10 protein-coding genes are annotated in these 12,205 nt (G+C 52.1%); all 10 read right to left on the bottom strand.

Annotation, left to right across the window (positions count from 1 at the left end; genetic code table 11):
- Positions 1-1,452 (bottom strand): glutamate--tRNA ligase, encoded by a 1,452-nt coding sequence (gltX, locus tag OCV63_RS12615; RefSeq protein ID WP_158364375.1) that lies wholly within the window; start codon positions 1,450-1,452, stop codon positions 1-3.
- 124 nt (positions 1,453-1,576) lie between these two features.
- Positions 1,577-3,115, bottom strand: coding sequence for an alanine/glycine:cation symporter family protein (locus OCV63_RS12610; RefSeq protein WP_158364373.1), 1,539 nt, complete (start codon positions 3,113-3,115; stop codon positions 1,577-1,579).
- A gap of 273 nt (positions 3,116-3,388) precedes the next feature.
- Positions 3,389-4,327, bottom strand: coding sequence for a translation elongation factor Ts (gene tsf / locus OCV63_RS12605; RefSeq protein ID WP_158364371.1), 939 nt, complete (start codon positions 4,325-4,327; stop codon positions 3,389-3,391).
- A 55-nt stretch (positions 4,328-4,382) separates the two neighbouring features.
- The gene (gene rpsB / locus OCV63_RS12600) at positions 4,383-5,117 is read right to left on the bottom strand and encodes a 30S ribosomal protein S2 (protein WP_158364369.1); all 735 of its coding nucleotides are present in this window, start codon (positions 5,115-5,117) and stop codon (positions 4,383-4,385) included.
- A gap of 220 nt (positions 5,118-5,337) precedes the next feature.
- A complete protein-coding gene (gene glgA / locus OCV63_RS12595) occupies positions 5,338-6,780 on the bottom strand; it encodes a glycogen synthase GlgA (protein WP_158364367.1) in 1,443 nt (480 codons plus the stop codon).
- A gap of 105 nt (positions 6,781-6,885) precedes the next feature.
- The gene (gene spo0A / locus OCV63_RS12590; protein WP_158364365.1) at positions 6,886-7,689 is read right to left on the bottom strand and encodes a sporulation transcription factor Spo0A; all 804 of its coding nucleotides are present in this window, start codon (positions 7,687-7,689) and stop codon (positions 6,886-6,888) included.
- Between the two features lie 161 nt (positions 7,690-7,850).
- The gene (spoIVB, locus tag OCV63_RS12585) at positions 7,851-9,077 is read right to left on the bottom strand and encodes a SpoIVB peptidase (RefSeq protein ID WP_158364363.1); all 1,227 of its coding nucleotides are present in this window, start codon (positions 9,075-9,077) and stop codon (positions 7,851-7,853) included.
- An 88-nt stretch (positions 9,078-9,165) separates the two neighbouring features.
- Complete coding sequence (gene recN / locus OCV63_RS12580) at positions 9,166-10,854, bottom strand: DNA repair protein RecN (protein ID WP_158364361.1); 1,689 nt, start codon at positions 10,852-10,854, stop codon at positions 9,166-9,168.
- 15 nt (positions 10,855-10,869) lie between these two features.
- On the bottom strand, positions 10,870-11,319 hold the full coding sequence (locus tag OCV63_RS12575; RefSeq protein WP_158364359.1) for an arginine repressor: 450 nt from the start codon (positions 11,317-11,319) through the stop codon (positions 10,870-10,872).
- Between the two features lie 13 nt (positions 11,320-11,332).
- Complete coding sequence (locus OCV63_RS12570) at positions 11,333-12,205, bottom strand: NAD(+)/NADH kinase (protein WP_158364357.1); 873 nt, start codon at positions 12,203-12,205, stop codon at positions 11,333-11,335.

Below are 12,205 nucleotides of genomic sequence, written 5' to 3'. Positions count from 1 at the left end.
TTATGCCTCCAGCTTTGCAATCGCTGCACGCACACGCTTCAGAGTCTCCTCCTTGCCGATGACCTCCATGAGCTCGGTGGCTCCGCAGGGCGTCATCTGCCTGCCGGATACGGCGATACGAATAGGCCAGAGCACATAGCCATTCTTACAGCCTTTCTCCTCCACATATTTCAGAAGACGTGTATACAGTCCGTCGTTGCTGTAATCCTCCTGCTCCTCCAGGATCGGAAGCAGCTCTTTTAAAACCTCCAGAGAGGATTCCACACTGGTCTTCATTTTCTTATGCGCGTAAATTGCGGTGTCGTACTCCGGAACTGCCTCGAAGAAATCTACCATATCCTCGATCTCCGGGAATACTTCAATACGGGTCTTTACCATGGCCGCAATCTTCTTCAGATCGTAGTCCTTGGTAATGACTTTCTTCAGATGCGGCAGTGCCATCTCATAGAACTTGTCGAAGTCCATAGCCTTGATGTACTCGCCGTTCATCCATTTCAGCTTGGTGTAATCAAATACAGACGGAGCCTTACTGATATGATGATAATCGAAGGCCCTGATCAGCTCCTCCAGGGAATAGATCTCCCGATCCTCCTCCGGGCTCCAGCCCAGCAGTGCCACGAAGTTGATGATCGCCTCCGGCAGGAAGCCCTGCTCCAGCAGATCCTCGAAGGAAGAATGGCCGCAGCGCTTGGACAGCTTCTTATGCTCCTCGTCGGTAATCAGCGGGCAATGTACATAGACCGGCACTTCCCAGCCGAATGCCTCGTAAAGACGATTGTACTTCGGAGAAGAGGAAAGGTATTCATTTCCCCGGACCACATGGGTGATGCCCATCAAGTGATCGTCTACTACATTGGCAAAGTTATATGTGGGATATCCGTCGGACTTGATCAGGATCATGTCGTCCAGCTCCGCATTGTCTACAGTGATATCGCCGTAAATGTCATCGTGGAAGGTAGTGGTTCCGGTGGTCGGATTGTTCTGACGGATGACAAAGGGCACACCCGCTGCCAGCTTCGCTTCTACCTCTTCCTTGGACAGATGCAGACAGTGCTTATCATATACCACAATCTCTTTTCCTGCTACTTCGGTCTTCAGGGACTCCAGACGCTCCTTATCACAGAAGCAGTAATATGCCTCGCCCTTTTCAATCAACTCCTTGGCATACTTCATATAGATGCCAGCCGCCTGGCGCTCGCTCTGCACATAGGGGCCTACGCCGCCGTCCTTGTCCGGACCCTCGTCATGCTCCAGGCCCGCTTCCTTCATGGTACGGTAAATGATATCGACCGCACCCTCCACATAGCGCTCCTGGTCGGTATCCTCGATACGGAGCAGGAAATCTCCGTCCTCATGCTTGGCAATCAGATATGCGTACAACGCCGTTCTCAAGTTACCCACATGCATTCTTCCGGTGGGGCTCGGCGCAAATCTTGTTCTTACTTTACTCATTCTTCTTCACTCCCGTTATTCTTCTGAAATGGCCTTCGGTTCCTTACTTGCGTAAAAACAGGCCGCTCTGGAAATTATATACCAAAGCGGCCCGCTTTACAAGGGGAAAAGTTCCCCGTCTCTTTTATTTTCCTGCTTTTTCATCCCACACCGGAACGGAGATACCCGCTACCTCGGAGGTAAATGGCGTTCCATCGTGCTTCTCGAAATGCCGCCATGCCCGCAGCACGTATTTGAAGCCTATGTACTGGAGCGGCAGGTTGCAGTATACCATCAGGATATTAGCAAAATCGCTCAGATCCCAGAGGGCTCCCAGATCCATACCCGCGATATTCGTGATAACGCCGAAGCTGATGACCACCAGGCACAGGGCGCGGATCACATTGATGAAGGCCTTGTTGGCGGAAATACGGTTCGCGCACATCTCGGTAAAGGACATGAAGCCCATCAGGCAGGTGAAGGCGAACAGGCCAAAGCAAAGGCTTACCAGCAGGGTCACAAAGCCATAAGCCGCTCCACTGCTTCCGGTCAGTGCACCACAAGATGCCAAGAACTTCTCCAGCTTTCCAAGTTCGAACCAGGCGTCCGCCTCTCCGGTCAGCCACATTCTTCCCATAATAACCACAAAACCGGTCAGGGTGCAGATAACGATGGTATCCAGAAATACACCCAGAGCCTGTACGCAGCCCTGATCGCAGGGATGATCTGTATCTGCCGCCGCTGCAGGCATGGTAATGGTTCCCTGGCCTGCTTCATTTGACATCAGGCCTCGTTTAATACCCTGACTCAGCGCGATGCCAAAGGCTCCGCCGAAAACTGCCGCCGGCTTGAAAGCCTGGGTAAAGATAGCTGCGAAGAACCAGGGAATCCGAGTGAAGTTGCAAAGTACCAGAACTACGACAGTCAGCACGTATACCACTGCCATAATCGGAACCAATACATCTGTTACCTTCGACACCTTCTTGATACCGCCAAAGCTGATAATAGCGGTCACCACGATCAGCACTGCAAAGGACACCCAGTACAGTGCAGAATTGGTCGCAAAAGTCGTTCCTGTCACCACACCAGCGATGGCTCCCACTGCGGAAATGGTGTTGAAGCCCTGCGCAGGGAAGCAGAGGAACGCGTAAATAATGTAGAGCACGCTCAAGGCTACGCCCGCCCAGGCCGCATCCTTCAAAAGACGGCGTCCGTAGAACGGAAGGCCGCCCACATAGGCGTCGCCGCGCTTCTCCTTGAAAATCTGAGACATGGTAGACTCCACGAATGCGGTCGCCATGCCAAAGAACGCGGAAATCCACATCCAGAACAGTGCGCCCGGTCCTCCGATAGAAATCGCTCCGGTTACACCCAGGATATTGCCAGGGCCTACACGCATGGCCGTGGACAGCAGGAACGCCCCCAGGGAAGAGATGCCCATGGTCGTACTCTTGCTGTTTATCAGCACCTGAAGTCCGTACTTAAACTTGCGCACCTGTACGAAACGCAGCTTAAAGGTGAAATAGATGCCGGTTCCCACCAATAAAATAATGGCCAGACTGAAATTGCCCAGAACTGGGATAGACGCGTACCAGTCAAGGTTCGTTGGAAAATCCCAGAACCAGTTGGACACGATCTGAATCTTCCCACAAATTGTGTTCACTGCACTAAATAAAGCTTCCATAACAGAAACCCCCTCGTATTGTTTTTCTTATTATAATTCAATGCACGGGGTTTTGTACAGTATTACTTTTCTTCTTTCTCCGAGTTAGGCCAAAAACTTTCAGTTTCTAAAGTATTCTGCGCAGAAAACAAGAGCGCAGCTGCCGCCACGCCCTTGTAAAATACATATGATAGTCAAATCTGTAAAATCCCGTTTCCGCAAAGCTGAGTGTGTGTGCATTAGGTGCCTCGCAGAACAGCTCTTTACAGACTCTTGAATCTCTGTTTATGAGAATTACATTCCCATCTGCTTTGCTACCTCTGCCGCAAAGTCCTCGTTCTTCTTCTCAAGTCCCTCACCGGTCTCGAAACGAACAAACTTCTTGATGGTGATGTTTGCGTTGTTCTCTTTTGCTACCTGAGCTACGTACTTGGCTACAGACTGCTTTCCGTCCTCTGCCTTTACGTATACCTGATCAAGCAGGCAGATCTCTTTCAGCTCTTTGTTGATACGGCCCTGGATCATGCCCTGGATAACCTTCTCCGGCTTCTGGGACTCCTTCGGGTCGTTCTGGATCTGAGCCATCAGGATAGCCTTCTCTTTCTCGATGTACTCCGGCTCTACCTCAGCGTCGCTGGTGTACAGTGGCTTCAGAGCTGCAGCCTGCATAGCTACGTTCTTAGCCATCTCACGGATCGCGTCATTGATGACATCGGTCTCAACGTCTACCAGAACGCCGATCTTTCCGCCTGCATGGATATAGGAAGCAACGAAACCGTTCTCCTCCTCTACCTGTGCGAAACGACGGATGTTCATATTCTCGCCGATGATAGCGATCTGGGAAGCCAGTGCCTCTTTTACAGTCAGAGACGGATCCTTCTCCCACTTCTCTGCCAGGAAGCCATCGATATCAGTAGCGGTAGTCTTAACAGCCTGAGCTGCTACGTCTGCTACGTAGGACTGGAACTTCTCGTTCTTTGCAACGAAGTCAGTCTCAGCGTTTACCTCTACAACAACAGCCTTGTGATCATCGTTTACCAGGCAGGTATCTACAATACCCTCAGCTGCGATACGGCCAGCCTTCTTCTGTGCGCTTGCAAGGCCTTTCTCTCTCAGCCAGTCAACAGCTGCGTCCATATTTCCATCAGTAGCTGTCAGGGCCTTCTTGCAGTCCATCATGCCGGCGCCGGTCATTTCTCTTAACTCTTTTACCATTCCTGCTGTGATTGCCATTTCTAATCCCTCCAAATTCGTTAGTGTAAGCCGCGTGTGCACTTTCGACTTTTACTTAAGCCTCTACAGTCTCCTCAGTCTCAGCTTCCTCTGCAACTTCTTCAGCTGCGCCCTGGTTAGCCTCAACGACAGCGTCTGCCATCTTGGAAACGATCAGCTTTACGGCTCTGATAGCGTCATCATTGCCCGGGATTACATAGTCCAGCTCTTCCGGATCACAGTTGGTATCAGCGATTCCGATAAGCGGAATACCCAGTGTATGTGCTTCCTGTACGCAGATTCTCTCCTTCTTCGGGTCTACTACGAAGATCGCATCCGGGGTTCTCTTCATGTCCTTGATACCGCCAAGGTTCTTCTCAAGCTTCTCCCACTCTTTTTTCAGTGCGATAACTTCCTTCTTCGGCAGTACATCAAAGGTTCCGTCCTCAGACATCTTCTCGATAGCCTTCAGGCGGGCGATTCTGCTCTGGATGGTCTTGAAGTTGGTCAGCATACCGCCGAGCCAACGCTCATTTACATAGTACATACCGCAACGCTCTGCCTCAACCTTGATAGCGTCCTGAGCCTGCTTCTTAGTACCTACGAACAGGATCTTGCCACCTTCAGCAGCGATATCGAATACGGCCTTGTAAGCCTCATCTACCTTGCCTACAGACTTCTGCAGGTCGATGATGTAGATGCCGTTACGCTCTGTGTAGATGTACGGAGCCATCTTGGGGTTCCAGCGTCTTGTCTGATGTCCGAAATGAACACCTGCTTCCAGTAACTGCTTCATTGAAATTACACTCATGTTTCTTTCCTCCATTTGGTTGTTCTTCCGCGAGTTTCTTCACCGTGAAATACCGGTTCACATGTGATCCAGGCACCTTTCCCGGTTCCGCCCGCGTGTTTTTTCACTAACTTTGAAAGTATAGCATAGAAAAAGGGCTTTGACAAGCCCTTTCCCTTGACAAATTTGCATTTTTTCTCAGACTTTCTGAAGCGGAGTGCCTCAGCCTGCTCCATACGCCTTAGCCCGCCAGCCAGTTATACAGCTCCTCATACTTCTTCGCCGAATTATTCCAGGAGAAGTCCATAGCCATGCCGCGGTCGATGATCTTGTTCCACTCGCGCTTCTTGTCATAGTAGATATGCTCTGCGTAGCGGACTGTATGCATCATCTCATGGGCGTTGTAATTGGTGAAACTGAAGCCGGTTCCCCTGTTCTCGTACTCATTATAGGGCTCTACCGTATCCTTCAGGCCGCCGGTCTCCCGGACGATGGGCACGGTGCCGTAACGGAGGCTCATGAGCTGGCTTAAGCCGCAGGGCTCGAACTGGGACGGCATCAGGAAAGCGTCGCAGGAACCGTATACCTTGTGGGACATGGCCTCCGAATAGAAGATATTCGCGGAAACCTTGCCCTGGTACTTCCATGCGAAATGGCGGAACATATTCTCATAGCGCTCCTCACCGGTGCCCAGAACCACGAACTGTACCTCGTCCTGACAGAGTTCATCCATTACATAGGCGATCAGATCGAAGCCCTTCTGGTCTGTCAGACGGGATACAATACCGATCATCATCTTCTTCGGATCCACATCAAGCCCCAGCTCCTGCTGCAATGCGGTCTTGTTCTTCACCTTCTCCTTGCGGAAGTTCACAGCATTATAATTATGTACCAGATACTTGTCAGTCTCCGGATTGTACTCGTTATAATCGATACCATTGACGATACCGCGCAGGGAATTGGCACGGGCGCGCATCAAGCCGTCCAGATGTTCTCCGTAATACGGCATCTTGATCTCTTCGGCATAGGTATCACTTACGGTAGTCACGGCATCCGCATAGACGATACCGCCCTTCAGATAGTTGGCGTCGCCATAAGCTTCCAGCTTATCCGGTGTGAAATAGGAAGCGTTCAGGCCGGTGATGTCCTTGACCGTCTTCATGTCCCAGATACCCTGGAACTTCAGGTTGTGAATGGTCATCACCGTCTTGATACCCTGGAAGAACGGATTATCCTGGAAGGAATCATTTAAAAATACGGGAACCAGTCCGGTCTGCCAGTCGTGGCAATGGATGATATCCGGGCGGAAATCCAGGGACGGCAATGCGGAAATCGCGGCCTTGGAGAAAAACGCGAACTTCTCGATATCCTCATAGATATTGCCGTAGGGCTTCGGTCCCGCAAAATAATACTCATTATCAATAAAGTAGAACTTCACACCCTCGTATTCCATCTCCAGAATTCCCACATACTGGCTGCGCCATGCCAGATTCATGTAGAAGTGTGTCACATACTTCATCTGATCCTTCCACTCCTGGCGGATACACATATATTTCGGAATCATAACCCGGATATCATACTGCTCTTTATCGAAGTATTTCGGCAAAGAACCCGCCACATCCGCCAAGCCTCCTGTCTTAATAAAAGGAACCGCTTCTGAAGCGACAAATAAAATCTTTCTCACTGCATTTCCTCCCCAGCTCTATAATAAATTCATTTATATTCATTATAACGCATTTGCAGTGTATTTAAAAGTATAATTTGTGCAATTTTTACATTTCTCGCTACATTAGGAAACCTTCTTCCTGTTCTCCAGTCGGATCCTGTCTGAAATCAGCGCGATAAACTCGGAATTTGTGGGCTTTCCTTTCCCATTGCTGACCGTATAGCCAAACAGCGCGTCTATGGTGTCCATCTTTCCTCTGCCCCAGGCCACCTCAATGGCATGCCGGATGGCCCGTTCCACCCGGCTGGGCGTTGTCTGATAATGCTTAGCGATGGTGGGATACAGTACCTTCGTCACGGAGCTCAGCATTTCCATGTCATTCACGGTCATAATTATCGCGTCCCGAAGATACTGGTATCCCTTGATATGAGCGGGCACGCCAATTTCATGAATCATATTGGTCACATCTGTCTCCAGATCCCGTTCCTCACAGACGCTTTCCCTTTCTTTTATGGCTTCGGTCTGATGGGGTACACACAGCTTTTCGCCATGCTTCTGAAGCCCTTTCAGTCTTCCCAGCAGCATTTCATGGTTGAAGGGCTTCATAATATAATAACTTGCTCCCAGAGCAAAGGCATCTTCTGTAACGCTCTCCTGTCCGATTGCGGAGAGTACGATAATCACGGGCATTTTCCGGATGGTTTTATCTTCCCGCAGTTTCTCCATGACGCCCAGCCCGTCTACCTTCGGCATGATCAGATCCAGAAGCACCACATCCGGTATATGTCTGCGAATCAAATCCAACGCTTCTTCTCCATTTGCCGCTGTTCCTGCAAGCTCCATACTGTTTTCCCCCTGAATCAACGCGCTCAGTACCTCTACCATACGCTCGTTATCATCCGCAATCGCAATTCTAAGTTTCTCCACAAAATTCCCCCCATTTCTTCTACATTCGCTGTTGATTTGTGATAGGAACATTATAGCCAGTTTTTCCCTTTTTCTGCAATTTCTATCGTTCTTCTTTTTTGGACACCGAAAGACAGGTTTCGACAGACTTCCCGAACAAATGACCCGGCAGCTCCTCTGTTTTAACTCTTTCCCTGCGGATCCAGCATATTTTCTATAAAAATACCGTAACCTTTCGTCGGATCATTGATAAATACATGGGTCACAGCGCCCACGATCTTTCCATTCTGAATCACCGGCGAGCCAGACATTCCCTGCACGATTCCGCCCGCCAGTGCCAGCAGTTCCGGATCGGTCACCCGCAACACGATCCCCTTATTGACATCGGACTCACTGCTGTGGATTTCTTCGATTTCTATTCGGTAATCCCGGACTTCCCCGCTCACAGCGCTTCGGATCCACGCCTCGCCCCTGGTAATTTCCTGCTTATACCCCACCTCCAGCGTCTCCACAGGCAGCTGTTCCCGCAGATGCTCTGTCGCCGTGCCGAATATTCCTGCCTCTGTATTCTCCTGAATCTCCCCGCAGATCAGGCTTTCCCGATAGCGGATCAGCCCCGCCACCTCCCCGGGCGTTCCGGGCTCGCCCCGGTGAATTTCCGCCACCGAGGTATCATACAGCTTGCCCTCGCTGAGCTTCAGAAGCTTACCCGTATCTGAATCGTTGATCCCGTGTCCCAGGGCCCCGAAGCTTCCGTCTTCCGTTAAAAATGTCAGGGTTCCGATGCCCTGGGTATTATCCCTCACCCAAATGCCCAGTCGGAAGCCCTCCTCCGTGTCCGTGGCTGAAAGCCGAATCTCAAAGCTTCTTCCGTCCCGTTCCAGTCCCAACACCACCTTCTCACTGCCCTGCTCCTGCACAGCCTCAATAAGCTCCTCCTTCTCCCGGATCGTCTGTCCGTTGACAGAGCGAATGTAATCGCCGGCCTGCACCAGCCGAAAAGCCGGTTCATAGGTCAGACCGTCCCGTCCGGTTACCTTTCCGGTTCCAATCACCAGCACGCCGTCCGTCTCCATATAGATGCCCACCGGAATGCCGCCCGGAATCACGCAGGTCTTCTGCACCACAGTGACCTCCGTCTCTTTCAGCGGCATCCATCCCAGATACCGATAAGATATCTGATAGCTCTTCCCGCTCCGGCTATTGTAAGAGGCCTCCGTCACGCTCTGCGTGATCTGCGCTGTCACCGGGAAATCAGGTTCCGCCGGTCCGGGCTCGCCCTCAGTCTGCACGTAGGAATCGGGAATCCGCGCCCGTTCCCGGAAATAATCATACACGCCCAGTCCCAGAAGGCTTACAGCCAGCAGCCCCAGCAAAAATTTCCGGTATGTTTTTCTGCATATCATCATGGCATTCTCCTTATCTTAAGAGAAAAGTCGATCAAAAAAAAGACAGAAACGCTTTTCCGTCTCTGTCTTTAGTATGCAGAATCCTCTGCTATCTAGTCTGGGACTTTTTGTTACCTGCCAGTTCTTTCATCTCCGAAGCATTTTTTAAAACGGCGTCTGTAATCTCCGCACCGCCCAGGATACGGGCCAACTCATCGATACTTTCCGCCTCCGTAAGCTTCCTGATCTCTGTCCGGGTGCCGCCCTCCTCCACCTGCTTTTCGATGCGGAAATGGGTATCCGCCATGGCTGCAATCTGGGCCAGATGGGTGATGCAGATGACCTGTCTGGTGCGGCCAATCAGCATCATTTTTTCCGATACCTTCTGAGCTGTCCTGCCGCTGATGCCTACGTCAATCTCATCAAAAATCACGGTCTCGATCTGATCTTTATCCGCCAGCACAGTCTTAATAGCCAGCATAACGCGGGACAGCTCGCCGCCGGAGGCTATCTTCGCCAGCGGCCGCAGGGGCTCGCCGGGATTCGTGGAAATGACAAACTCGGCGTCGTCGAAGCCATTCGCGGTATAACCGAAAAGCCGTGTGAAATCCAGTTCAAATTCCACGTTCAGGAAATTCAGATCCACCAGATGTTCCCGGATCTTTCCGCAAAGCGTCGTCGCATAGCGTCTCCGGATGGCGCTGGCTTCCTCGCAGAGCTTTTCCAGCTCCTGCTCTTTCTCTCCAATGGCCCTGCTCAGACGTTCCAGATAGGCGTCATAATCCTGCAGGGCTGCCAGACGTTCCTGCTGCTCCCGGTCGTATTCCAGCACCGCCTCCAGGGTCTTGCCATACTTGGATTTCAAGTGATTCAGGGTATTCAGGCGTTCCTCCACCTGTTCAAACTCTTCATCTGCGAACTCCAGGGAGGACACATAATCGGAAAGCTCCCGGTTAAAGTCATTTAACAGGCTGTCGATGTCGGAAAGCTGGCCGGTCAGATCCCCAAGGCCTTCGTCCAGGCTCTGGACGCCCTGCAGCTCCCGGAGCGCCCGTCCGATGGCGGTTCCGGCACCCTCGGCTTCCTCATAGCCGGTCAGGCCATAGGCAGTTCCGGCGGCTTCCATCAGCCGCTTCGCGTTCGTCATCTTCCGGTACCGCTGCTCCAGCTCTTCATCTTCGCCGGGCACCAGCCCCGCCTCTTCGATCTCTTTTGTCTCAAATTCCAGAAGGGACAGCTCCCGCATGCGGCTCTCTTCGTCCAGCTGGGCGTTCTCCCTTTCCTCTTCCAGTTTTTTCCATTCTTGATAAACAGCCGCCAGAGTGTCTTTTACCGGCTGTAATTCTTCTTTCGCGTATTCATCCAGAATCTCCAGATGCTTTTTCTTCTGCAATAAGGACTGGTGTTCGTGCTGCCCATGTATATCGATGAGCAGGGATGCCGCCTCCCGAAGCTGACTTAAGGTGACCGTCTCGCCATTGATCTTATTGATGCTCTTACCGTTCATGATTTTCCGGGACAGGATGATCTGGCCGTCCTCCGGAACCACGTCCAGCTCCTGAAGGCGGCTTTCCAACCGCTTGCCTGTGACAGAAAAGACCAGCTCCGCCAGACCGTAGTCCGCCCCCGGACGTACCAGATCTTTACTGACCTTGCCGCCCAGCGCCAGGCTCACCGAGCCGATGACGATGGATTTTCCGGCTCCGGTCTCGCCGGTCAGGATATTCAGTCCTTCCGTAAAATCAATCTCCGCTTCACGAATCAATGCCAGATTTTTCACATGCAGATGCTCTAACATACTTTTCCTTTCGCTCTAACCCCTGATTGCTTTTCTCAGTTTTTCCATGACGATCATGGTATCGTCCACACTGCGTACCGCACAGAAGATCGTATCATCCCCGGCGATACAGCCCACGATCTCCTGCCAGTGAAGGGCGTCCAGGGCCGCGGCTGCCGCCATGGCCATACCTGCCACAGTCTTCACCACCAGAATATTCTGAGCCATCTCCATGGACAGAAAGCTGTCCCGGAGGATGCCAATGTACTTATCACCCATGTGGCCGTTGCCGCCCGGCACTACCACATAGCGCTGCCGTCCGTTCACCGCCATCTTGGTCAGCTTCAGCTCCCGGATATCCCGGGATACCGTCGCCTGGGTAACCCGAAAGCCCGCGTCGTTCAATCTGGCCGCCAGCTCCTCCTGGGTCTCGATGGCATACTCGTTGATCAGCTCGATAATCTTTGCGTGCCGCTCTATCTTCATTTCGTCATACCTCCTAGTTGCCGCGCATTTTGTCACGCAGGACCTCCAGAAAGCTGACCCTGCTGATCTTCAGTATGTTGACGGTCTTTTCCGACTTCTGTATCTCCACATAATCGCCTGTGGCCACCGGCACCTGCACTTCGCCGTCAAAGGTCACAAAAGATTCTTCTCTCTGGTTTCTTCTTCCGGCCCCGGTCCGTACCGTCACCCGGTCGCCGCCGGACAGTACGATGCTTCGGGCGGTCAGGGTATGGGGACAGATGGGCGTCACCACAATCATGCTGGCCATGGGCGATACGATGGGGCCGCCGGCGGACAGGCTGTAGCCTGTGGATCCCGTGGGCGTGGACACGATCATGCCGTCGGCGGAATACCGGTTCAGCGGCTCTCCATTGACTGAGATCTCATAATCAATGATCCGAAGCGCTCCCGCCCGGTTCACGACGATATCGTTGAGAGCCAGATTCTTGACCGGCTCTTTCCCCTCCCGGTATACGGTTCCCTCCAGAAGCATCCTGGGCTCAATGGTATAATTGTCGAGAATCAGGCTGTCCAACGCGTCCGGCACGCCTGTCTTCTCAATCTCCGCCAGGAAACCCAGGGTTCCCAGATTCACGCCCAGAAGCGGAATCTTCCGATCCACCGTATCCCGGGCCGCCTGAATCAGGGTTCCATCGCCGCCCAGCACCAGGATGCACTCGGTCCCGGCCGGAATCAGCGACGCGTCTGTATAACGGTAATCTCCACCGGAATCTTCAGTTTCCTTTTTCTGGAATTCCCGTACCGTACATTCGCACCCCCGGGCCTTCAGATAATCGTAAATCTGTCGGGTGGTCTTCAGGTCTTTATCTTTTTCCACATTAGTAATCACATAAAATCGGTTCAT

The organism is Laedolimicola ammoniilytica, assembly GCF_025567165.1.
Lineage (GTDB): Bacteria > Bacillota > Clostridia > Lachnospirales > Lachnospiraceae > Laedolimicola > Laedolimicola ammoniilytica.
Note: the sequence above shows the minus strand (reverse complement) of the source record. Positions and strands in the feature narration are given on the sequence as shown.